Source organism: Rhodanobacter hydrolyticus (assembly GCF_044904645.1).
Window position 1 is genome coordinate 285,523 of record NZ_JADIKK010000008.1, and the last position, 22,337, is coordinate 307,859.

A 22,337-nucleotide genomic window follows, 5' to 3' on the forward strand; every position below is an offset into this window, starting at 1 on the left:
ACGGCGGGGAGCGACAATGCTGCCTGTCTGGGGATCAAATCCCGGTCGATCACCCAATGGCGAAAATTGACATACTGATAACATCTGCAGCCTCAACCGCTCTGAATCGCATCAGGAGCGTCAGGCGTTTTCACCGAATGCAATCGTGCTCAGCAGTGCAAGGGCATCCTTGCGCGAGTCCAGTCGCGTGTGTTGCACCACGATCGGGACATCCGATTCGAACACGCTGGAGTAATCGGTATCGCGCGGCACCGGTGCTGGATCGGTGAGGTCGTTGAAACGCATGTGCAAGCTGCGCCGTGCGGGCACGACGACGTGATAAGGCCCAACTGGATCGCGGTCTTCGAAATACAGCATGATGCGCACCTTGGCATCGCAATCGCTTGCGTTGAGCATGCAGGCGGCTTCATGGCTGACGAAGCGGCGGTCTTCATCGTCGCTGCTTTGGCCAGGAATGTAGCCCTCGGCGATGGCCCAACGACACATCCCGATGCTCATGACCACCTCCGCTGCAATTTGCGCGCACTGCGTTGCAGCAAATTGTCCGATTTGGCTTGGCGACTCGCGGCGTACCAGCAACCTGCGGCCAGCGCAGCCGCGGTGAACAACGCAGCGCCCAGCAAGGGCGAGCGGTTCCTTTCTATCCAGAGTGCCCGGCTATGGTTTCGTGCGCGCTGGCTGAAGCGACCGCGGGCGCCAGAGTCACCGGCCACCGGCGTAAACAAGTTGTCGGCGCGGTTGGGATCATCGGGCTCGTTGGTCTGCTGACCGCTGTAACCGGTGCGGCCCAGATAGCGATCAAGCAGGCCCGGCACGATTTTCTGTCCCCACTCAGCCATCAACGTTGGGGCGCCCACCGGCACACTGCGCCGGCGATGCGCTGCGGCCCATACGATCGCGCTAGCCGCCACCTCCGGCTCGAAGATTGGTGGTACCGGTTGCGGTCGGTTCGGCATGCGGTTGCGTGCCCATGAGAACTGTGGCGTGTTCAACGCCGGCATCTGCACCGAGGTGATGTGGATGCGGCTGCGGTCGTGAATCAGCTCGCTACGCACCGCGTCGATGAACCCCACCAACGCATGCTTGGCTCCGCAGTAGGCCGATTGCAGTGGGATGCTGCGATAAGCCAGTGCGGAACTCACCTGCACAATGGTGCCGCGGTTACGGGGCCGCATGTGCTTTAGCGCCGCCATTGTGCCGTAGACCCCACCGAGATAGGTGACCTCCGTGACGCGCTTGAACTCCTCTGCATCGATCGCGCTGACGGGCGCGAAAATCGTCACCATCGCGTTGTTGATCCACACGTCGATCGGGCCCAGTTCGTCCTCGATCTTCTGTGCGGCCTGGCCCACGGCCTCCGCGTCAGCCACATCGACGCTGCAGGCCAGCGCACGCACGCCCAGCCGTTCGAGCTCGCGCGCCGTGGCGTTCAATCCCTCTTCGCCGCGGGCCAGCAAGCCCACATGAGCTCCTGCACGAGCGAAGGCGCGTGCGGTGGCACGACCGACACCGGCGCTAGCGCCGGTGATCACTATTACCTGGTTCTTGAAATCGATAGTCATGTACGTTCCTCGTTAGTCGGGGGAGCGCGTTGCGGCGCGGGGGCGGCCGGCGCCGTGCCGTCATGGATTGCGCGTTGCAGTACCTGGGCTAAGTGCAGCGGCATACGCCCGGTGGCCTGACGCACTTGCTCGCGGCAACTGAAGCCGTCGGCGATCAGAAGAGTGTCGGCGCCAGTGCGGCGCACAGCGGGCAACAGCATACGTTCACCAATGGTTTGCGATAGCGCGTATTTGTGCGTTTCGAAGCCGAACGAACCGGCCATACCGCAGCAGCCGGAATCGAGCAGCTCGTAATCCAGGCCAAGCTGCTCGAACACGTGGCAGTCGGCCTCCTTACCCATCACCGCGCGATGATTGCAATGCATGTGCACTACGGCTTTCGCCGCAAGACGGTTGGGAACATAGGCGTTCTTCTGCAGGAATTCGGCCAGCGTATGCGTCTGCTTGCACAGCCGCTTGGCATCTTCATCATGCGGAAATAGGTTGCCAAGCTCGTCGCGGAATGCGGCCACGCAGGCCGGCTCCAATCCCACAATGGGCGTGCCAGCACGGATATCCTCGTGCAGCATGACGAGGTTCCGCTTCCAAAGCTCGGTGGCGCGATCGAGCATGCCCCAGTCGTACAGCGGCCTGCCGCAGCACAGCGGCTGTTTGGGTAGCACCACGGTGCACCCGGCATGTTCCAACACCTCGACTGCAGCGATCGCGGTCTCGGGAAAAAAGTGGTTGGTGAACGTGTCCGGCCAGAGAATCACGCGAAGGCCGTCCGATTTGCCCTCGCTACGCCGGGCGAACCAATCGCGGAAGGTCTGCTTCGCGAACTCGGGCATCTCGCGCTGTGGTGCTATGCCGCCCAGCTTCTTGAGTAGCGGCGACCACAGACTGCTGTGGGTGAAGTAATTCACCGTACGCGGCAGATGCGCTGCCAGTCGTGCCCATATGTGGATCAGGCCCATCGTGTACGCGGCGCGTGGACGCAGGTGCCCCTGGTAGTAGTGGGACAGGAACTCGGCCTTATAGCTGGCCATGTCGACATTGACCGGACAATCGCCCTTGCAGCCCTTGCATGCCAGGCATAAATCTAGTGCCTCGCGTACGTTCTCATCGCGCCAGCCGCCGGTAATCACCTCGCCTTTCAGCATCTCGAACAGCAGCCGTGCTCGCCCTCGCGTCGAATACTTCTCCTCACGGGTGGCCATGAAGCTAGGACACATGGTGTCGTGATGGGTGCGCCGGCAATTGCCAATTCCCACGCAGCGCAGGATGGTGCGACCGAAGTTGTGGTCGTCCTTGGGAAAATGGAAGTGCGTCTGCGACCTCGATGGCGCATAGCCTGTGCCGATGCGCAGGTTTTCAGTAGGTAGGTAAGGATCGACGATCTTGCCCGGGTTCATGTGGCAACCCGGATCCCAAATGCGCTTGAACTCACCGAATGCCTGCACCAGTTCCGCACCGAACATCCGGTCCAGGAACTCGGCCTTGGATTGACCATCACCATGCTCGCCGGACAGTGAACCGCCATAGCTCACCACCAGGTCCGCGGCATCGCCAAGGAAACGATGGAATTTATCGATGCCCGGCTGGGTTTCCAGATCGAAATCAATGCGTGTATGGACACAACCCTGGCCGAAGTGACCGTACAGATCACCTTTGTACGAGTAGCGCTTCAGCAAAGCGCGGAAGTCGCGCAAATACGGGCCAAGCTTCTCCGGAGGCACCGCAGCGTCCTCCCAGCCCTCCCAGGTAATCTGCTTGTTCGGTACATGGGCAGTCGCACCAAGCCCCGACTGACGTACCTTCCAGATCAGCTCTTCCTTGGACTTGTCGTCGTACAGCTTCATATCCAACGGGGCATCTTCCCTGCCCTTGAGCTGCTCCATCAGCTTGTGGGCCTTGCCGTCGGATTCGTCCTTGGTCTCGCCACCGAACTCCACCAACAGCCAGCCGCCGCCTTTGGGCAGCAGCTCAAGGTCGTCTGGATGCAAACCAATCGCCTTCATGTCGGAGACCAGTTCTTCGCCTAATCCTTCCAGCCCCACTGGGCCGGCGGCCAGCGCGTCCATTACGTGGTCTGCGGCGGAGAACACATCGATGTAGCCCAGCACCAGCAGCGACCGTACCGGTGGGCTGTAGACCAGCCGCGTGGTGGCTTCCAGGATGGTGACGCAGGTGCCCTCGCTGCCAACGAGCGCGCGTGCCACGTTAAAGCCGTTCTCGGGCAGCAACTCGTCGAGGTTGTAGCCAGACACACGACGTGGAATTTTCGGATAGCGCGAACGGATCAGCTCGGCATATTTGTCGCGCAGCGCCTTCAGTGCGGCGTAGATTTCGCCGCGCCGATCGCCCTCGCGGATGATCCGTTCCAGTTGCGCATCGGACGTTGCGCCCACGCGCATGCGCAAGCCGTCGTAGGTCAGTATCTCCAGTTCCTCGATGTTCTCGGAAGTCTTTCCACCCATTACCGAGTGCACGCCACAGGAGTTGTTGCCGATCATGCCGCCCAAGGTGTTGTGGGTATGCGTGGACGGATCGGGGGCGAACGTCAGCGTGTGTTTTTCGGCAGCGTCGCGCAGATCGTCCAGGATCAAACCCGGCTCAACCCGTGCACGCTTGTTGGCTGGGTCGAGTTCGACGATGTTGTGCAGGTATTTGGAAAAATCCATCACCACGGCGACATTGCAGCACTGACCGGCCAGCGAGGTGCCGCCGCCGCGCGAAAGCAGCGGTGCACCATATTTTCGGCAAGCGGCCACGGTGGTCACCACGTCCTCGAGTGACTTCGGCAACACCACACCGATCGGCACTTGCCGGTAGTTGGAACCATCGGTGGCATACAGCGCGCGGCTGCCGGCGTCGAAGCGCACCTCACCTGAGATGCCGGCCAGGTCACGCACCAACGCGTTGACGTAGTCCGGCTGTGCTACCCCAGCGCCACGCGCATCGGGCTTCAATGCTTCGGCCTTCACTGCTCGTTTTCCGCTAGCGAATGGGTACCAGCGCTGCAGTCGTCATGACCGCACTGGCAACCGTCGGCCGCCTTCGTGCGCACTGAAGATCCCTCAGCCGCGTGGCGGCACTCCTCACTGCAATACGCCTGCCCATTGGGCACTCTGCATCGGCATCCGTGGCGCTGGCACTGTTCCTGCTCGTGATCGATCTGCATGACATGTTCCCCGCTCACCTGAGGCTGCTCGCTGGCCGGAATCACCGGACCGTCGCGATTCAATGCGCCGCGTAGCGCGCGGCGTCCTGTTCTTTCAAAATCAACCCCAACCCCGGCCGGGTTCGATCTGGGCGCAGCGCGCCGTCGACCGGCAAAAGCGCACCATCAAAGAGCAGTTGCTCGATGCGTACGTGGTCGTGGAAATATTCGGCGTGGATCGCCGGCCGCAGCGCGCACAACGGCTGCGCGTGGATAGCCGGCGCACAATGCGAGGACAACGGCAAGTCGAACGCTTCGCACAGCGCCGCCACGCCAAGCAGGCCGCTGATGCCGGCGCAGCGCGTGGCGTCGGCCTGGAGTACGTCCACCGCGTCTGCCGCGAGCATGCGGCGGAAGTACGCCGAGTCGTAACCGTATTCGCCGGCGGTGATGTCCATGTCGGGTGGTGCGCGGTCCCGCAGCAGGTGCAGGCCATCCAGGTCATGCGAGGGGCGCGGCTCCTCGAACCAGCTCACGCCAAGTTCGGCGAAGGATTGCGCCAACGCCAACGCCTGCTTGCGCGTGTAGGCGCCGTTGGCGTCCACAAACAGGCGCGTACCACCGACAGCGCCGCGAGCCGTCCGTACACGCGCCACGTCGCGATCCGGGCTCCGCCCCACCTTCATCTTGACCATGCCGATGCCCGACTCCACCCAACCGCCAAGCTGTTCGGCAAGCTGCTTGTCGGTATAGGAGGTGAAGCCGCCACTGCCGTATACCGGAATCGCCTCACGCACCGCGCCCAGCAAATCCAGCAGAGACAGGTCCAACAACTTCGCCTTCAGATCCCACAAAGCGTTATCCACCGCAGCGACGGCCATCGAGGCAATGCCGGGGCGACCGAGATTGCGGATCGCAGCGAGCATCGCTGCCCACACGGCGGCAATGTCCAGCGCGTTGCATCCGGTCACGACCTTAGCCAGGGTGTCGCGTATCAATACCGCTGTGGCGCCATCCGCGTAGCTGTAACCCAGGCCGTGTTTGCCCCCAGCGTCGATCTCGACCAACACCAGCGTGGTTGATTCCCACGCCAAGGTACCGTCGGATTCCGGCAGGTCAGTCGGAACGGTGTACACAGACACTTTTGGCATCTGGAGTTTCACCGCATCCATGTCAATGTCCACGATGACCGGGAAGGAAGGTGGCGAGCACCTCCTTGGCGGACTGCCGGATCATGCCGCCCGTGTCCTCGTCGCCCTTGAGCATCGATTCGGCAAATGCTTTGGCCTCTTTCAACGTGATATGTGGCGGCAACGGCGGCACGTCGGGGTCGGTAATCGCCTCGATGACGCACGGTCGATCCGCGGACAACGCGGCGTCGAATGCAGCACCGATCTGTGCGGGATCATTCACCATGATGCCTTTCAGCCCGAGCATCTCGGCGTAGCGCGCATAGGGAAAATCCGGCACATGTTGCGCGGCGTCGAATTTCGGGTCGCCTTCCAGTACGCGTTGCTCCCAGGTCACCTGGTTCAAGTCGCGATTGTTAAGCACCACGATGATGAGCCGCGGATCGGACCATTCCTTCCAGTAGTCGCCTATCGTGATCAACTCCGCATTGCCATTCATCTGCATCGCGCCATCGCCGACGACGGCGATCGCGACACGCTCGGGATAGGCAAATTTCGCTGCGATCACGTAAGGCACACCGGGCCCCATCGTGGCCAGGCAACCTGACAGCGACGCCATCATGCCGCGGCGGATCTTGAGGTCCCGGGCATACCAGTTCGCCGCAGAGCCGGAATCGGCCGCCAGGATGCATTCGTCGGGCAGTCGCGACGAAAGCTCCCAGAATACCCGTTCCGGGTTGATCGGCACCGCCTCGTGCATTGCTCGCGCTTCCAGCACGCGCCACCATTCAGCAACGTTCTTCTCGATCGTCTCGCGCCAGCCACGGTCGGTCTTGCGCTGTAGCAGCGGAATCAGCGCACGTAAGGTGGCGGCGGCATCGCCGACCAGACTGATCTCCATCGGGTAGCGGATCGAGAGCATCGCGGGATCGAGATCGATCTGCACGCCGCGCGCCTGTCCTTCCTTTGGTAGGAATTCAGAATACGGGAAGCGCGATCCGATCATCAGCAGTGTGTCGCACTCCATCATCATGTCCCAGCTCGGCTTGGTGCCAAGCAGACCGATGGAACCGGTGACATACGGCAGCTCGTCAGGCAACGCCGCCTTGCCCAGCAGCGCCTTAGCCACGCCCGCACCGAGCAGCTCGGCAACTTCGATCACCTCATCGGCGGCCGCCAACGTGCCAGCACCAACCAGGATCGCCACCTTGCTGCCCGCATTCAGCAGATCGGCGGCATGACGCAGATCGCCCTCAGCGGGTACCACCCGCGGAGGGCGGTAGCCGAAACCGGAATGGACGGTGCCATGCGCACGTGGTGGAACCGGCACCGCGCCGAGGATCTGCACATCGTTGGGCACGATGATGCAGGTCACCGTACGCTTGGCAATCGCGATGCGCAGCGCGCGATCCACCACATGGCGGACCTGCGCTGGCACCATGATCATCTCCACGTAGTCGCTGGCCACGTCCTTGAACAACGAGACCAGGTCGACCTCCTGCTGATATTGACCACCCAACGCCGCGCGCGCCTGCTGGCCTACGATGGCCATGACGGGCTGGTGATCAAGTTTGGCGTCGTACAAGCCGTTCAGCAGATGGATGGCGCCCGGCCCGGAAGTGGCCATGCACACGCCGACCTCGCCGGTGAACTTGGCGTGCGCACAGGCCATGAACGCGCACATCTCCTCATGCCTTGCGCGCACCAACTTGAATTTGTCGCCTGCGCGATCGATTGCGCCCATCAGTCCATTGATGCCATCGCCGGGAAAGCCGTACAAGCGCTCGATGCCCCATTCGGTCAGTCGGTGCAACAGAAAATCGCTGACGTTTTCGCTCATGGCTCGGTTCTCCGGTTCTGATCGGGGACATGGGTCGTAAGCGACCCGCGCAGGCACCGAACAGGGTCGGCGAATGAAAGTCATCCTGCGCGGCATGTCGTTAGTGGACTATGAGTGCGCCGTGCGTATCTCCATCACACCAGTGACGGGCGCGCTCACGTTCTTTCCTTCAGCACGCATGATCGAGCCAACCGCCGTGAAAGCCGGCGCGTCGCAAACCGCGCACCAACGGCGCACAGTCGCGCATCAAGCGCCAGATCAGGCCATTGCGATAGTTTTCCAGCATCAGCACGATGGGACCCTGGTGCAATCCGTAGTGCCACGGCGAAGCCCAGCCGGCATCGCCGCGTTTGGCATGGAAACTGGGATTGAAAGAAGCGTAGAACCCGAAGTCGTTCCGCGGATTCTCCGTTTCCTCGACCAGATGGCGCAGGGTGGGTACCACCAGCTCGGGTGCGAAAGGCAGTGAGGCCAGCGATGCCCACGGTGCCATCGTTCCGTCGTCCGGTCCGAATGGCGCGCCGCGTGCAGCGTAGCCGGCGAAGCGCAACAGCTTACCTTTCCTTTTTTGCGCCGCCGGCCCTGGGCCATGGGTAGCGGTCAACCCCCAGCACTTCGCCTGATAACCTTCGAAACCACGCGGGTTGCGCCGTGCGTATTCGTATTGCACATACGTGGCACGGCGACTGTTCTCGAAATAATCGATACCCTTCTCCGCCATATAGGCATCGTGGATTCCCAGGAAGTCGATCCAGACATGCGAGAACTGATGAATAAACATCGGTCCGGCATACACGTAGGCCAATTCATAGATCCGCTTCCAGCGGTAGCCGCTCAGCCAGTGGGCATAGACATTGGAGGTGGGTGGATGGCTTGCTGAACCGAGTGCCAGCGCGTACATGATCAGCGCCTCGTTGTAACCCACCCAGCTGGCGCGCTGGAAGCCACGCTCCGGCTTCCACCCCATCGAGATGCCGGCGCCACCATGTTGTGCCCAGCGCCAGTCGACGCTGTCATAGATTGCATTCGCTGCGGTGCGGATTTCGGCTTCTTCACGATGCTCGCCGCTGAAGTACTGCGCACAGGTGAGCATGCCCGCCACCAGCAATGCGGTGTCGATAGTGGAAAGCTCGCAATTACCCGCGCGCCGTCCCGTCCGGAGATCGAGGAAGTGATAGAAGAATCCTTTGTAACCGACGCCATCGGTCGCGCCGGACTGATCCGCCATCAGAAAGAAGCGCAACGTCCCCAAGACCAGCTTGCGCGCCGCGGCGCGTGTCATCCAGCTCCGCTCCACCGCTACTGGATAACAGGACAAGGCGAACCCCACCGCGGCGATGCTGCATGGCGAGTGCGGCTCGGTCGAATCGGGTATCAGTCCGTTGCCGGGCTGGCGGTGATCGATGAAGTATTGGAACGAATCGTGCTGGATCAGGTCCAGCAAATCCTCGTTGCTGGATCCTGTCATTGATTTTTTCACGAAGTTTCTCCCGTGCTGTCGTCATTCGGGACATGCAGCGTGATCGCAGCGACGGCGTGCGGAGGCAGATCGATGTTCAGTGAGAATCCACCGGTCTTCGCGTGCCACCGCAATGGCTCGCGTTGCAGGAGCGCAGCCTCGTGTAGCCGATGTTGCTGCTCGGCGTTTGGATAGTCCGGTGAGCCAAGCGCCTCCCACAGCTTGCGCGGATTGCAATGATCCTCGTCGATGCGCTCCAGCCACGCGCCAGTGGGTGGCTGTGAGCAGGCAAGTTCAATCGTCACTTTCTCGGCGGCGATCGGATGTTCCGGGAACGCGTGGTTGCTCAGCAACACCATCACGACGCCCTCCGCGCGCACCACTGCAGCGTCCACTGTGACATGCGCACCGTCCACCCGAAGCCGTTCGCGACCGAGCCGGTGCAGCATCTGGAACGCGCGATAAGTAGGTTTGGCGATGCCACCTATAGTGAGCAGGCCGAAGCCGCCATGAAACGGTACCGAGGAAAAGTAGTTCTCGGCAAAAATGTCCGAGAACGTCCACCAGCTATAGCACTGCACCAAATCGGCTACGGCCAGGAAGTTCTTGATCATGAAGGCTGCCGCGTATGGCTCGTCATGAAGCCTGAAGAACGGATTGGACGAGCTACACCACTCTGTGTAGTACACAGGCAAAGTGTCTGCTGCGGCACAACTGTCCAGCACGCGCCGATGCAAGATGCCACGCGTTGCCAACGAAAGCTGTTTTTCGGTGTCCTCCCCCGGCTTGCCGAACGCATCGGTTGGGTAATGATGAGTTGATACGAAATCACACGGCAGCTTCGCTCGCCGGCAGAACGCCACGAAGTCCGCGATCCATTCGTCATTGGCAGTGGCGGGGCCGCCCACCTGCAACTGAGCATCGACCGACTTGATGGTAGTCGCGGTGTGCCGGTACAGCTCGAAATAGTCGGCCTGGGTTCCGGTCCAGAACGAGGGAATATTGGGCTCGTTCCATACTTCGAAGTACCACCTGCGCACCTCGTCCAGTCCGTAGCGATCCACCCAATGGCGCAGCAGTCGGTCGATCAGCGCGTCCCAGTCGGCCAGTTTCTTCGGCGGCGTCACGTTGCCGCGATAACTGAATACCGTGGTGTGGCCTGATGCGAGCGCGGTTGGCATGAAACTCAGTTCCACGAACGGGCGCATGCCGATCTCGCGCAGAAAATCGATGATCAGGTCCGCATTATGGAAGCCGTAGTGCAACGTGTCCTGCTCATCCAGCAGAATCGCCATATCGTCGTCGAGCAGACCATGGAAGCGCACATATTCGACACCGAGTTCCTCACGCACGCGGCGCATCTGCTCGCGCCAATCCGCACGCAAGGCCATACGCGCGTGATCGCTACCAATGGTGTGCGACCACACATGGCGCAGGGGGGCGCCTGTCTGGTCGAGGTCGCAATGGAATTCGGGCATCGTTCATCTCCTCCGTTCAGATGTCACCGCCCAGCATGCGGTGCCCCCTTGCGTCGGCATACCGACCGCCGCTAGCACGATCAGCATCGACGACCATGCAAGACCGACCGTCGAGGCAGTGCAGATCAGCGATCCGCCGCGCAAATACATGAAGATCGTCACATGCAATACCTTGTGCTGCGCGGTACCGAGACTGGTGAACGCATCGAATGCCTCGAAGAGAAATCAGTGCACTGCTCGCGCCAGGAAAAATCAGCGACACGATCAATGTGTCGAAGTGCATAGCTGATGCGGATGGCGAGGCCGCCGCGCCGGAGCGGCAACGTTGAGTGTTCATCCTGCGCGTCTCACCAAATAGATCAGCGGAGTCACGAAGACTCGCACGATTTCTTCGAGGAAAAATCTGAGCGTAGGAATGGCGAAGTTAACGCGGTGTGGTTGTTACGTTTTCACGAGAACATGCGTGGCGTTCCGTCACCTCAAAGATGCAAGAGTCCTGCAAGGATCCGTCTACGGACTTTTTCGGAGAATTCACATGCCCATGGTTCGATTTCGACTCATCGGACAACGTGCCGACGCAGATACTCTCATCACTTCGCTGCACGGCATCGACGAAGTCGACCATGTCGAAGAAGTTGACGACTTGATACCCCGTATGCGCGACGATTCGAGCTCGTCGGAGCAGGCCAGTGATAGCGAGGGAAAGGTTTATTGTGTCGAAGTCGAGATTCGCGACGACGAGGTATTCGATACCGTGCGCAGAAAGGCGGAAGACCTTACCCGCCGGCTAGGCGTCGGCATCGAATTCGTTGACGAGTTCTAGAAAACAGCGTATCCGTCGCGGCCACTTCTGGCCTTTACGGGTCACTCGACTCGTCACAGGCATTGTCTGGACTTGATTCGCCACATCCCTTTCCGCCAAACGATTCTGCTTATGGCATTCGGCGGAAAGGACAGGTAGTTTCAGCGAACACAGGACTCAGGCCGCATCCCCGGCAGCGCACATTTCCGCATCAAGATCCGCGAGGCGATAGCCTGCCGAATGAATGGTATGGAGCAGTTGGTTGGCAAATGGCTTGTCGATGATGCGACGCAGGTTGTACAGGTGCGAGCGTAAGGTATCGGAGTCAGGAAGCATATCGCCCCAGATTTCGCGCTCGATGTCGCGTCGGCTTACCACGCGCGGAGACTCGCGCATCAGGATCGCCAGCAGCCTCAGTCCAATCGGCGACACATTGAGCACCTTCCCAGCACGCGTCAACCGTAGGATCGCCGTATCAAGCGTCATATCGCCGACGGTCAGAATCTCGGTAGAGACTTGCCGACGATCGCGTCGAATCAGGGCATGCACACGCGCCGCAAGCTCACTCAATTGGAACGGCTTCACGAGATAGTCGTCAGCACCTGCTTCCAGACCAGTGAGCTTGTCGTCTAGGCTGCCGCGCCCTGTAAGCATCAGAAGAGGAGTGGCTCTGTTTGCCTCACGGCGAAGCTTCCGGCACACCTCCAAACCATCCATCCCAGGCAGTGATAGGTCGAGCACGAGGACGTCATAGCTGCCAGTCACCGCAAGATGCAATCCGCTAGGACCATCAGCTGCGTAGTCGACGGAGTAACCAATTTTTTCGAGAAATTCGCCTAATGGCTCGGAGATCTGGCGGCTGTCTTCCACCAGCAAGATCAGACCTTTCTGGTCATCACGCGTGTTCATGTGAATTCCTGCGATATTGCCCCTGCGCTGATCAGCTTAAGCGGAGAAGAGATGACGGGCGAGTGAAAGGGTTGTACTCGCTTTTGCTCTTGCAGCCGCGACAATTCGACCACCCAAAGTTCATGACGAAGTAACGAGCAGCCCGGAATGATGGAAAGCCACCGCAAAAATCGGAATCCTTCATGCTTCCCTTTACGTTGTCGCCAACCTTGCGAAGCATGCCGATTCCACCGGAACCTGCGCCTTCGCCACAGGAGCCCGTGCCGCCAAGCCAGCCCGGCGAACCGCCAGCGCCGATGCCACCAGCCGCTCCGCCATTTCCGCAACCGGGGCGTCCACCATTGGTCGAGCCGCAACCCGCGCCATTACCAATAGGCGATCCCGTGCCGCCACCTCCCGAACGCCCCACGGCATGAGGTACCGATCACGGCGATACCTTGCCCGATGTCTCCCTCCGCTTCACACAAAGTGGTCTATGTCGCGCTCGGCGGCAACCTGCTGATTGCTGTCGTGAAGTTCATGGCAGCAGCTTATTCCGGCAGTTCAGCAATGCTGAGCGAAGGCGTGCATTCTCTTGTCGATACCACCAATGAATTGCTGCTCCTTTATGGTTTGCGCCGCGCCGCCATGCCTCCGGATCCACTACATCCGTTCGGACATGGTCGCGAACTGTATTTCTGGAGCTTCATTGTGGCGCTGCTGGTTCTGGCAATAGGCGCTGGCCTCTCCTCCTACGAAGGTGTCGTCCACATTGCACGCAATAAGACGATCGATCATTCCGGCGCGAATTACATCGTTCTGCTGGTGTCGATGCTGTTCGAAGGCAGCTCATGGCGTGTCGCACTGGGCGAATTCCGCGCCCGCAAAGGCAAGCTTGGCTACTTCGAGGCGTTTCGCCTAAGTAAGGATCCGACCACCTTTACCGTGCTACTGGAAGACAGTGCGGCTCTGGTCGGTTTGCTAATTGCACTGGTTGGACTGGCAGGTGCGCAACTGCTCAAGTCGCCGGTGTTCGACGGCATTGCCTCTGTGGGCATCGGCTGCGTGCTAGCCGTCTCGGCTCTGCTGCTCGCACGGGAAACCAAGGGGTTGCTAATCGGCGAAACCGCCCATCCAGCCGTAAGCGATGCGATCATGGCGATCGCCGCCGCCGACGCCGACGTGCGCATCGCCAACGGCGTATTGACCGTGCAGATGGGGCCACATCAGGTAGTTGCTGCGCTGAGCGCCGAATTCGAGGATGTGCTTTCCACCACACAGATCGAAGCCTGCGTCCATCGGATCGAAAAGCGAGCCAAAGTGGCTCGCCCGGAGATCATTTCGCTGTTCATCAAACCGCAGACCGCCAAAGTTTGGCGAGATCGCCGTCGCGCGATCGAAGCGAACGCGCATGAACTGGAAAACTGAGCTCTCATCTCCGCTTGGCTGCACGATCAGGTCTATGGACTTTGAGTACAAACCACTTCGATTCGCTCACTGAGCGTCAGTTGTTCCTATGGCGCTTCCGATCCGCCTTCGCATGCCGTTCCGGACTTCTGCCGGGGACGGCTCCATCTCGATCTCGTTCGCTTCGTGTACTGCTCACGTTGTCCGACTGATTGCCATGAACACTCTCTCCCCCATGTATACGGCATAGGTCGTCGATGGTGTGGTATTGACTTTCGTGGACATCACACAAAACCATCGCAGCGAGACCGCATGCGCACGGTTGGCGACTATTGTCGACAATTCGCAGGACGGGATCATCGGTTAAGCCGCGAACGATACAATCACCAGCTGGAATGCCGGGGTCGAGCGTATTCTCCGGCATCGCGTCGAGCAGGCACTGCGCAAGCACTTCGCGATGCTGGTGGCTATGATGCTGGAGGATGTGATTCAGCGCGGGCTTCAGCGTATTGTTGACGGCCCGGTTGAGCAGCGGCTTGGAGCTGGCTACGACGGAATGGATCGATGACGCTGTCCTGGACATCAATCTCGCAGGTGAAGATAGCTTTCTGCTCGCCGCGGAGCTGCGCCGCCGAAAGATCCCGTTCGTGTTCGCCTCCGGTTATGGAAGCGACGGATCGCCGGACGAATATCGTGACGTCGAAGTGCTGCTGAAACCCTATAGCGTGAAGCATATCGAGGAAGTCTTGGATCGCATGCTTGCCGGCGGCCGAACCGGGTAGCCAAATACCGGCACCGCTTCGCACCCATGATGCATGTTGATGGTGTCATGCTGCTATTGGCGATAGGCTGAACACCGGTCGGAACAGATCGTACGAGGGGACTATGGAGGGAGGACTCATGCACAGCCAAACATCCACGCTTGGCCGCGTGTTGGTGATCGAAGACGACCCCGTTGTCGCCATGGTACTGGAGGACGTCCTGCAAAAATTGAAGCTGGAAGTCATCGTCGATCTCAGTCTGGCCAATGCGCTCACGGAGATCGAATCGGGCGAATTCGATGCCGTGTTGCTCGACATGGAACTGCGCGGCGAAAGCGCGCGCCCGGCGCTGCTGGCCATGATGGCGCAAAACGTCCCGTTCGTTGTGATTTCCGGCAGCGACCAGTCTGCCTTGGTAGCGGAGTTCCCGCAGTTATGTGTTTTGATGAAGCCGGTGAGCAGCGCGGAGTTGCAACGCATCGTGCGATCCTTGCTTCGCCACGCGTAGTCAAGCGCCGTCCTTCTGCACGGGGTCTGTTTGCAAGTCCTCTCCCTTACTCATCACTTCGCGAATGCAGCGGGCAAGTTTCGCGGTGCTGAAGGGCTTGGTGATCAGCGGCCATTTCTGAGTCGCTTGCTTGCCGCCTTGGGTCTTATCCGGCGCATAGCCGCTCATCAGCAGAATCTTCAGCTTCGGGCGCATGACGTGGGCGGCCTCCACCAGAGTGCATCCGGTCATCCCAGGCAAACCTAGGTCGGATATCAGCAGATCAACGGACTCCTGCGTCAGGAGCAAACTGAGCGCTTCATCGCCACTAGCCGCTTCCAGGGTGGAATAACCCAACTGGTGCAGCACTTGGACGACGATGCCGCGTACCACCGGCTCGTCTTCCACCACCAGGACCAGTTCGCCCGCGCCTTTGATAAGGTGCAGTTGCGCAACGCGCGGCGTTTTCTGTGGAGCCGCAAGGTTCCGAGGCAGACCAATACTGACGCTGGTGCCCTCGTCCACCTCGCTGCGGATCTCGCAGAAGCCGCCGGACTGTTGCGCAAACCCGTACACCATCGACAATCCCAAGCCTGTTCCACGTCCAACTTCTTTGGTGGTGAAGAACGGATCGAACACTTGATCAACGATCTCTTTCGGGATGCCCGTTCCCGTGTCGGTAACCGTCAGTAGTACGAATTGCCCGCAGTGGAGGTCCGGCCGATGAGCCGCGGCCGACTCGCCGATATCGAGGTTAGCCGAGCGCAGGGTCAGGCGGCCGCCCTCCGGCATGGCGTCGCGGGCATTGATTGAAAGATTGAGCAATGCGCTTTCCAACTGGTTCGCGTCGCACCTGCAGGGCCATAGGTCATCTGCAAGCTCCAAATCGAGCGCAACTGCTTCACCCATGGTGTGCTTCAGCATGTCGCTCATGGACATGACTAATTGATTTGCATCGACCGACTGCGGATCGAGCGGCTGTTTGCGCGAAAAGCTCAACAGTCGCTGCGTGAGCGCGGCAGCGCGCTGGGCGGAATTCAACGCACCATCGATGAAACGAGAAACGTCGCGCGCATCGTTGTCCTTAATTCGCAGATCGATGATCTCGACCGCGCCGATAATCCCTTGCAGCAGGTTGTTGAAATCATGGGCTATGCCTCCTGCCAGCATGCCAACGGATTCCATTTTTTGCATTTGACGCAGTTGCGCCTCGATCGAAATCCTTTCACCGATATCACTGATAAAAAGGTTGAGTGGATCACTGCCCCAGGATGTGCGAGTGCCGAAGTTAAGCTCGACAGTAACAAGATCGCCGCTTTTCGTTCGCAGCTTGAGCGGGATAGCATCATGCTGGAAAATGTTGGGTCCGCTCAACGAAACACGTTCAACAAAGCGGCCGCGCTCGTCATCCGGCACGATCAATTGAATGAGTTCCTTTCCGATCGCCTCCTCGCGCGACCAGCCGAACATCTCGACTGCGGCGGGATTCCATTCGACTATCCTGCCCGCGGGGTCCAATTGAACGAAGCCATCCGGTGCGGTATCGATCACAGCGCGTGCGCGCCGCTCGTTCTCGACGATAGCTTCCTGGTTTTTCATCCTTTCGGTGACGTCCCGGGTAATCTTGGCGAAACCCACCAGATGGCCCTTATCGATAATAGGGTCGACAATCGCGCTCACCCAGAAAAGGCTGCCGTCCTTGCGTAGGCGCCAACCCTCTCCCTCATGCCTCCCCTCACACGAAGCGGTTGCCAGTACCTTCTCCGGCATGCCGTTGGCGCGGTCCTCGGGTGTGTGGAACGTCGAGAAATGCCGGCCGACGATTTCCTCGGACCGATATCCGTAGATCCGTTCGGCGCCCTGATTCCACTGGGTGATGTTGCCCTTCGGATCCAGCATTATGATCGCGTAATCAAGCACGCTCTCCACCAACATGGCGAACTCGCGCTCGCGACGGTGCAGCCTCGTCAATGCCGCCTCTGCTCTGTTGGTCCGATACACCACGCGCTGCTCCAGCGTTTCGTTGAGACTACGAAGCGCTTGCTCTGCATCGATACGCTCGCTGATATCGATCAACACATTCACTGCTCCGACGAGTACGCCCGACTTGTCGAGCAACGGCGTTGGATAGGCCTCGCAAACCACCCGACTGCCGTCTGGCCGCAAGGCGACGATCTGACAGGCATACCGGGCACATCCATCGCGGAGCGTAATCGCCATGGGACACTCATCATGCGGCATTGGTGTTCCATCGGGATGAAGCAACTTCCAGCTGAAGCACCATCTATCTCTTACGGAGGGACGGCGCCCCGCAAGAGCGACCGCGGCCTCGTTAAAGAACATGATGGTTCCATCGACATCCGTGGTGTACACCGCGACAGGCAAAGCTTGCAGCATTTGGCGAAATAGATCGCCCTGCCGATGCTCACATTCTGCGGTCCCGTTCCGCTCGAGTGTCGCAGTCAAGTCACTGAAGAGCGGCGGCCCCTGAAAGCTGCACAGGACGGCTTTGACTGAACCATCCGTCGCCACCAGCGGCGTCAACCTGGCATGCAACGAGAGGCGAACGCCGGGGTCGCTTTCGATTTCCAGTACCGCGTCGCATGCTGGACAGCCGCTCTGCAAGACATCGATCAAGGATGTTCCGACGGCCCCGGCTCTCTGTCCATGTCGCAGCAGATCCCGGAACCGGTCTTCGATCGTCGAATCATCCGGTCTGACACGCTCCAACAGACGTTTCGCATCTTCGTTCCAAGCCAGCAATTGGCCTTGTCGGTCGCAAACGCACGCAGGCCACGGCATCGCCTGCAGCATGCAACGCCCAAGATCGCCGAACCATGCGTCCGCTTCAGATCGGTTCCCTAGTATCCGATGCAGCCAGGTCATCGGCGAAGCCTCGTGTAGATGATGTGAAAGCAGTGCGAACCGCGATGCCGATGCATGTCTTTCCGTGGATTGGCGTCAGACTACGCCGCGCCCGGCGGAATCCACTTCAGCAACTGTCCATCAGAATCTACTGAAAGAATGGAGCAAGTAATACCACTTCAATATCTCGGCCAGGATGCGGCTTTCGGTCTGCTCGCCATCCACGGCAAATTGGGCATCGAGTACGTCGCGCAGAGCACGAGGGGCGGATGGGAACGGCTCGAACGAATTTGAATTGAAGTGTTCTTATTGGACTTGGGCCAACTAGTCGTAGATCTCATGGCCACCCACAACGTTGTGCGTAACAGTCGATGTTGGGCTCCTAGCGCTGACAAAGAGGGGGGGCACAAGCGCTCGATTCTCCGCACATCCGCCGCGCGGTCAATTTCAAAGCGATGCCAGCACGTTGAGCAGAACGTAGGAAAGCGTATCTATCCAGATGAGCCGAGGTATGTGAGGCACTCCTTGCTCAAGACGCGTTCCGAGCCCGCGTCCTGGCGGCCTTTTTGGCAGCAGCTGATCGCCCCGCTGAGCCCTTGGTTCGTGCCGCCTTCTTGGCGGCTGCCGAACGCGATTTCGGCGTGCGCTTGGCGGCTGCTTTCTTGGCGTTCGACGAGAGCGCGGATGAGGAAGCCGCCTCGTGCCCCTCCTTCTCCAGTACGTGCTTAGTCGCCGCGGAGCGCTTCCGTGATGGCTGTTTGCGACGATGCGAGGCTGCTTCGTCCTGCGCTGCCTTCTTCTTCGTCGATTTGCTGGCGGACTTGCTGATCGGGGCCTTGATTCCGGCACGGCGTGCCTTGGAGAGACCAATGGCGATGGCTTGCTTGGTCGATCGCGCGCCGTGCTTGCCTTCACGCACATGCTCGCTTTCCTCCCGCACATATTCCCCGGCTTGCGTGCCCGGAGACTTGCCCTCCTTCTTGTCCTTAGCTGCGGCGCGACGAGTGCGTTGTTCAGGCATGACCATTCTCCCAAGGGACGTGTGCCGACTATCACGACCTGCGTGTCCATGCGTCGTCAATAGACATCGCTCTGATCCATTGTTCACTGGAGCGGAACAAATTGCCGGATAACGTGAACCATCCCGCCATCGGAGCACGGGACCATGGGTACGAAATCGCGAGACACCAGCAAAACCGCCGAGAAGCATCGCGACATAAAGGCGCAGGCCGAACGCAAAACACGCGGTGGCAAAGAAAATCGTGCTCCCGCGCCATCCACAAAAAAGACCAAGACCGGGGACCATCAGCATCCGGAAACACCGTTTCCCGAGCGGCAGCTGACAAAACCAGGCCTGGAGCGCGATCTCGATCCGCGGCCGCAGTTCCTGGCGCCCACCTATACAGGTAGCGGCAAGTTGCGCGGCATGGCGGCGCTCATCACCGGCGGCGATTCGGGCATCGGGCGGGCGGTAGCCGTGTTGTTCGCCCGCGAAGGTGCCGACGTAGCCATCGTATATCTGTGTGAGGACGCCGATGCGGAGGAAACTCGGGATTACATTCAGGCTGAGGGCCAATGCTGCCTCCTGATTCGCGGCGACGTCAAGGAACCCAACTTCTGCAAGCAAGCTGTCGAGGCCACGGTCGAGAAGCTCGGCAAGCTGTCCATCCTGGTTAACAATGCGGCCTTTCAGCAGCACGTGGACGCCATCGAGGACCTCACCGAGGCGCACTTCGACGAAACGCTGAAGACCAATCTCTATGGCTACTTCCACATGGCCAAAGCGGCGTCACCACACTTGGGCAGCAACTGTTCGATCATCAATACCGGCTCGGAAACCGGCTTGTTCGGCAACGACAAGCTGCTGGATTATTCAATGACCAAGGGTGGTATCCATGCCTTTACCAAAGCCTTAGCAGCGAACCTGATCTCGCGCGGAATCCGCGTGAATGCAGTCGCACCCGGGCCGGTATGGACACCGCTGAACCCGGCCGACCAATCGCCTGAACAGATCCGTGACTTCGGCAAATCCAGTCCGATGGGCCGCCCTGCCCAACCGGAGGAGATCGCGCCAGCTTATGTCTTCCTGGCCTCACCCTCATGCGCCAGCTACATCTCGGGTGCGATTCTTCCCGTTATGGGTGGCCCCGCCCCATAACGACTGGCACCAAATAGCGAGGTTGCACGACTAACTGCAAAACGCGATTTCCCGAAGAGGTGAGAGCCCTACCCTGGCATGAGTTCGAATACCGACCTCCATGCCATCTTCGTAGTGCAACTGCATTGCGAACCGTGGTAGCGCGACTTGCACGGGTACGTTCAGACCCATGGGAAGGCATCGAAACCTTGCAACAGAGCTTTGGTCGGAGCGATGGACCAGCAAGCGGAATGGCATTCAGGATGATCAGCCACGCTCACGACGAACTTCCCACCCGTCGTTAACCTCGGCTCTGTAAGCATCAGTAGAACGCCTTCCAGCGGCATTTGCCGAACACAGCGACTGGAGAAACTCATGACCTCATCTGCCGAATCCACCACTCAGACACTCGCCGAAGCACACGAACATCACGACAAGGCTGCCGAACATCACAAGCAAGCGGCGCACCACCACGAGGAGGCTGCCAAGCGCCTTCGTGACCACAACACCGCTGAGGGTGCTCATCACGCCCATTTGGCTCACAGCCACGGACTGTACGCTGCGGAGCATGCCAACCAGGCGTCCAAGAGCTTCGCCAAGCGCCATGGCCTCGGCACTCTCGACCGACGGTAAACGGTACGCATCACCTGCGGCCGCAGCTATTTCGCTGTGGCCGTAGTGCTACCAGCAGCAATTGGACTTTCGCACCGCCAAGTCACGGGATGCCGTCATGCTTCAACTCAATCCACCGCTTCCTATGAATACGCCCAAGGGAGAAGGATTCGCTCATATCCTCATCGACTATGGCCCGGAATCGGACTTGTATTGGACGGTGTTGATCACCGCCAGCGGCGAGATATGGACCTTTGCCAACCGGGACGTCCGGGCCTCGAAGAATATTACCTTGGGCCGTGTCTCGCCCGGCAGCCCGCAAGACGACAGTGCGCCCATCCAGATGCGTCCACGAAACCGCGACGGCTAGATAAACCGTCGTTTCGCACAAGGTGGCGGGGCTCCGTCGTCATCAAGCGACGAGGGAGCACGACTCAATAGCATTCCACCGCGCCAAGAATCTGGGGTGGATCCTGCACCGAGCTCAGAGTGATCCGAGATTGCCCGGGTTAACCAGATGGCCGTGTATCCAGGGGTCTTTACCCATCCCGTGAACCACTCTCGCTAGCGCGGCACGCGCAGCCTCCTTGCTCCCCACACATGAAACTGGAGGAACCGGGCTTGTCGCTGCGCAGGTACACGGAAGGGTCGCGGATCCATCCGGCGGTTGTGGCGGCACTCCCTGATAGCCGAGGCCGCGTCCCCAGCGCTCTTGTCCTCGTCGGAAGATACATCGCTTGCAGGCTTGGACAGTTCCTTTGGCGCGAGATCTTCGAATTGGCGCCTTCGAATTGGCGCAAGCTCGATTGATTCGACCCACACGAAGCGGAAGGCGCGGAAAGCCGCGCCTTTCGCTTCGTTCCATTGATCCATCAACGGTCGTTCTTGTGGCTCTGCTGGCCGGACTTCATATGCTGCTCTTGGCCGCCGCCACGCACAGAACCGCCTGAGTTCTTGGAGTCCTTGGCAGCGCTGGAACTGCGGTCTTCGTTCTTGGGATTCTGCTGACCAGCCTTGATGGGCTGCTCGTGATTGCCGCCTCGTTCGTTGTTCTGGTTGGAATGCGAATGTGTCATCAGTGATCTCCGGAGAGCGCAAGGACGTTACCGACGAAGCTGCGCGAATTCACCGTCGGACGCCAAGTGTCGCGTTCCACTCATCAAGCGCGCATGCATGGGGCGTGAGAACTCCTTGGATCTTCATGAAGCGCGCTTGTCTGCGTCGTTCGTGATGACCGAAAAGCTGCACAAGTTTCACGACGAATGCATCGTGCCGCATTTACAAGTGGGCGCCCCATCAGGAGCTCCGCTCATGAAAAATGCCATCCAGCTACTCACTGACGACCACAAAAAAATCAAGTCACTGCTCGAAGAACTGGCTAACACCTCCACTCGCGCGGTCAAGAAGCGCGCACAGCTTCTGGACGAGGTAGCCACGATGCTGAAGATCCATACGACCATCGAAGAGGAAATCTTCTATCCGGCATTCAAGCAGGCTGGCAACAAGGACGACGCCAAAACGTACTTCGAGGCGATGGAAGAACATCGTGCCGCCGGCGAGCTCGTGCTCCCCGACCTCATGGGCACAAAACCCGATAGCGAGCAATTTTCCGGTCGAGCGAAAGTACTCAAAGAACTTGTCGTCCACCACGCCGACGAGGAAGAACAGGGAATGTTCAAGCGTGCCAAGTCCATCTTCGACAAAGCAGCTCTCGACGCATTAGGTGAGCGTATGCAGGCACGAAAGGCACAGATGCTCGGCGAGTAG

19 protein-coding genes are annotated in these 22,337 nt (G+C 59.7%); 8 read left to right on the plus strand and 11 right to left on the minus strand.

Annotation, left to right across the window (positions count from 1 at the left end; genetic code table 11):
• Nucleotides 1–120: 120 nt before the first annotated feature.
• The 7 genes from ISP25_RS03735 to ISP25_RS03765 form a co-directional block, all read right to left on the minus strand.
• Complete coding sequence (locus ISP25_RS03735) at nt 121–498, minus strand: sensory rhodopsin transducer (RefSeq protein ID WP_404611754.1); 378 nt, start codon at nt 496–498, stop codon at nt 121–123.
• Entirely contained in the window at nt 495–1,562 is a 1,068-nt protein-coding gene (locus tag ISP25_RS03740; RefSeq protein WP_404611756.1) for an SDR family oxidoreductase, read from the minus strand. The genes ISP25_RS03735 and ISP25_RS03740 overlap by 4 nt, the downstream gene beginning before the upstream one ends.
• Nucleotides 1,559–4,528, minus strand: a complete 2,970-nt coding sequence (locus tag ISP25_RS03745; RefSeq protein WP_404611757.1) for an FAD-binding and (Fe-S)-binding domain-containing protein — start codon at nt 4,526–4,528, stop codon at nt 1,559–1,561. Before ISP25_RS03745 ends, ISP25_RS03740 begins: the two co-directional genes overlap by 4 nt.
• 256 nt (nt 4,529–4,784) lie before the next feature.
• Nucleotides 4,785–5,855, minus strand: a complete 1,071-nt coding sequence (locus ISP25_RS03750) for an enolase C-terminal domain-like protein (protein WP_404611759.1) — start codon at nt 5,853–5,855, stop codon at nt 4,785–4,787.
• 22 nt (nt 5,856–5,877) lie between these two features.
• Nucleotides 5,878–7,674, minus strand: coding sequence for a thiamine pyrophosphate-requiring protein (locus ISP25_RS03755; protein WP_404611761.1), 1,797 nt, complete (start codon nt 7,672–7,674; stop codon nt 5,878–5,880).
• Nucleotides 7,675–7,843: 169 nt separating this feature from the next.
• The gene (locus ISP25_RS03760; RefSeq protein ID WP_404611763.1) at nt 7,844–9,142 is read right to left on the minus strand and encodes a glucoamylase family protein; all 1,299 of its coding nucleotides are present in this window, start codon (nt 9,140–9,142) and stop codon (nt 7,844–7,846) included.
• An 8-nt stretch (nt 9,143–9,150) separates the two neighbouring features.
• Complete coding sequence (locus tag ISP25_RS03765) at nt 9,151–10,611, minus strand: GH39 family glycosyl hydrolase (protein WP_404611765.1); 1,461 nt, start codon at nt 10,609–10,611, stop codon at nt 9,151–9,153.
• A gap of 535 nt (nt 10,612–11,146) precedes the next feature.
• Between ISP25_RS03765 and ISP25_RS03770 the strand changes: the two genes are divergently transcribed.
• On the plus strand, nt 11,147–11,434 hold the full coding sequence (locus tag ISP25_RS03770; protein WP_404611767.1) for a hypothetical protein: 288 nt from the start codon (nt 11,147–11,149) through the stop codon (nt 11,432–11,434).
• 156 nt (nt 11,435–11,590) lie between these two features.
• Here ISP25_RS03770 and ISP25_RS03775 read toward each other — a convergent pair whose 3' ends face one another.
• Nucleotides 11,591–12,322 (minus strand): response regulator transcription factor, encoded by a 732-nt coding sequence (locus ISP25_RS03775; RefSeq protein WP_404611769.1) that lies wholly within the window; start codon nt 12,320–12,322, stop codon nt 11,591–11,593.
• A gap of 444 nt (nt 12,323–12,766) precedes the next feature.
• On the opposite strand from ISP25_RS03775, the gene ISP25_RS03780 reads away from it, so the two are divergent.
• From ISP25_RS03780 to ISP25_RS03790, 3 genes are all read left to right on the plus strand, one after another.
• Nucleotides 12,767–13,729 carry a cation diffusion facilitator family transporter gene (locus ISP25_RS03780; protein ID WP_404611771.1) on the plus strand — a complete coding sequence of 321 codons (963 nt, stop codon included), beginning with the start codon at nt 12,767–12,769 and terminating at the stop codon, nt 13,727–13,729.
• Nucleotides 13,730–14,244: 515 nt separating this feature from the next.
• Nucleotides 14,245–14,490: a response regulator gene (locus ISP25_RS03785; RefSeq protein ID WP_404611773.1), complete on the plus strand. Its 246-nt coding sequence runs from the start codon at nt 14,245–14,247 to the stop codon at nt 14,488–14,490.
• A 148-nt stretch (nt 14,491–14,638) separates the two neighbouring features.
• The gene (locus tag ISP25_RS03790) at nt 14,639–14,977 is read left to right on the plus strand and encodes a response regulator (RefSeq protein ID WP_404611775.1); all 339 of its coding nucleotides are present in this window, start codon (nt 14,639–14,641) and stop codon (nt 14,975–14,977) included.
• Here the strand turns inward: ISP25_RS03790 and ISP25_RS03795 are convergent, their stop codons facing one another.
• Both ISP25_RS03795 and ISP25_RS03800 read right to left on the minus strand, forming a co-directional pair.
• The gene (locus ISP25_RS03795) at nt 14,978–17,842 is read right to left on the minus strand and encodes a hybrid sensor histidine kinase/response regulator (RefSeq protein ID WP_404611776.1); all 2,865 of its coding nucleotides are present in this window, start codon (nt 17,840–17,842) and stop codon (nt 14,978–14,980) included.
• 508 nt (nt 17,843–18,350) lie between these two features.
• Nucleotides 18,351–18,842: a DUF6496 domain-containing protein gene (locus tag ISP25_RS03800; protein ID WP_404611778.1), complete on the minus strand. Its 492-nt coding sequence runs from the start codon at nt 18,840–18,842 to the stop codon at nt 18,351–18,353.
• Between the two features lie 144 nt (nt 18,843–18,986).
• Between ISP25_RS03800 and ISP25_RS03805 the strand changes: the two genes are divergently transcribed.
• The 3 genes from ISP25_RS03805 (at nt 18,987) to ISP25_RS03815 (ending at nt 20,940) form a co-directional block, all read left to right on the plus strand.
• Nucleotides 18,987–19,979 (plus strand): SDR family oxidoreductase, encoded by a 993-nt coding sequence (locus tag ISP25_RS03805; protein ID WP_404611780.1) that lies wholly within the window; start codon nt 18,987–18,989, stop codon nt 19,977–19,979.
• Between the two features lie 354 nt (nt 19,980–20,333).
• Nucleotides 20,334–20,591 carry a hypothetical protein gene (locus ISP25_RS03810; RefSeq protein ID WP_404611782.1) on the plus strand — a complete coding sequence of 86 codons (258 nt, stop codon included), beginning with the start codon at nt 20,334–20,336 and terminating at the stop codon, nt 20,589–20,591.
• Between the two features lie 97 nt (nt 20,592–20,688).
• A complete protein-coding gene (locus ISP25_RS03815; RefSeq protein ID WP_404611784.1) occupies nt 20,689–20,940 on the plus strand; it encodes a hypothetical protein in 252 nt (83 codons plus the stop codon).
• A 502-nt stretch (nt 20,941–21,442) separates the two neighbouring features.
• Here the strand turns inward: ISP25_RS03815 and ISP25_RS03820 are convergent.
• Nucleotides 21,443–21,646 (minus strand): hypothetical protein, encoded by a 204-nt coding sequence (locus ISP25_RS03820; RefSeq protein WP_192160416.1) that lies wholly within the window; start codon nt 21,644–21,646, stop codon nt 21,443–21,445.
• A gap of 97 nt (nt 21,647–21,743) precedes the next feature.
• Here ISP25_RS03820 and ISP25_RS03825 point away from each other — a divergent pair, with 97 nt between their 5' ends.
• Nucleotides 21,744–22,337, plus strand: coding sequence for a hemerythrin domain-containing protein (locus ISP25_RS03825; RefSeq protein WP_404611786.1), 594 nt, complete (start codon nt 21,744–21,746; stop codon nt 22,335–22,337).